This window comes from Mesorhizobium sp. YR577, from assembly GCF_900116595.1.
Lineage (GTDB): Bacteria > Pseudomonadota > Alphaproteobacteria > Rhizobiales > Rhizobiaceae > Mesorhizobium_M.
In genome coordinates, this window is the sequence record NZ_FPBI01000071.1 from 1 (window position 1) to 1,300 (window position 1,300).

The 1,300-nt window shown below is 63.1% G+C and carries 1 protein-coding gene; it reads right to left on the bottom strand.

The features are described 5' to 3' along the window. Positions 1-100: 100 nt before the first annotated feature. A partial coding sequence (locus BM413_RS32365; RefSeq protein ID WP_091918922.1) for a formate--tetrahydrofolate ligase occupies positions 101-1,300 on the bottom strand: 1,200 nt, incomplete at its 5' end.

Below are 1,300 nucleotides of genomic sequence, written 5' to 3' on the forward strand. Positions count from 1 at the left end.
GCGGCATAGCGGCCGCGAAATTCCCCTCCCCCTTGTGGGGAGGGGTTAGGGGTGGGGGTTGCTCCAATCCGCTTTGCGGATTGGAGGAGAGTGCCGGCGTCTAGAACAACCCCTCGATCTGTCCCTTGTCGTTGAGGAATATCCTCTCCGACGACGGGGTCTTGGGCAGGCCGGGCATGGTCATGACCTCGCCGCAGATGGCGACGACGAAGCCGGCGCCGGCGGAGAGGCGCACCTCGCGCACCGGTACGGTGTGGCCGGTCGGCGCGCCGCGCAGGTTCGGGTCGGTCGAGAAGGAATACTGCGTCTTGGCCATGCATACCGGCAGCTTGCCGTAGCCGGCCTGCTCCCAGGCATGAAGCTGGTCGCGCACCGACTTGTCGGCAATCGCTTCGGAACCGCGATAGATGCGCTGGACGATGGTGTTGATCTTGTCGAACAGGCCCATCTCTTCCGGGTAAAGCGGGGCGAATTGCGAGACACCGCTTTCGGCAAGCTGAACCACCTTGTTGGCAAGCTCCTCGATGCCGGCCGAGCCATGCGCCCAGTGCTTGCACAGGATCGCCTCCTCGCCCATGCCCGCGACATAGTCCTTCAGCGCCTGGATCTCGGCGTCGGTGTCGGAATAGAAGTGGTTGATGGCAACAACCGCCGGCACGCCGAACTGTTTGACGTTCTCGATGTGGCGGCCAAGGTTGGCGCAGCCCTTCTTCACCGCCTCGATGTTTTCGGTGCCGAGGTCTTCCTTCTTGACCCCGCCATTCATCTTCATGGCGCGCACCGTGGCGACGATGACGGCGGCTGCCGGCTTCAAGCCAGCCTTGCGGCACTTGATGTCGAAGAACTTTTCCGCACCGAGATCGGCGCCGAAGCCTGCTTCCGTGACGACATAGTCGGCAAGTTTCAGCGCCGTGGTGGTGGCGACGACCGAGTTGCAGCCATGGGCGATGTTGGCAAAGGGGCCGCCATGGACGAAGGCCGGGTTGTTCTCCAAGGTCTGCACCAGATTGGGCTGCATGGCATCCTTGAGCAGAACCGTCATGGCGCCGTCGGCCTTGATGTCACGGGCATAGACCGGGGTCTTGTCACGGCGATAGGCAATGATGATGTCGCCAAGGCGCTTTTCCAGATCCTTCAAGTCCTTCGCCAGGCACAGGATCGCCATGACTTCTGAAGCCACCGTGATGTCGAAGCCGGCTTCGCGCGGATAGCCGTTGGCGACGCCGCCGAGCGAGCAGATGATTTCGCGCAAGGCGCGGTCGTTCATGTCCATGACGCGGCGCCAGGCGACGCGGCGGGT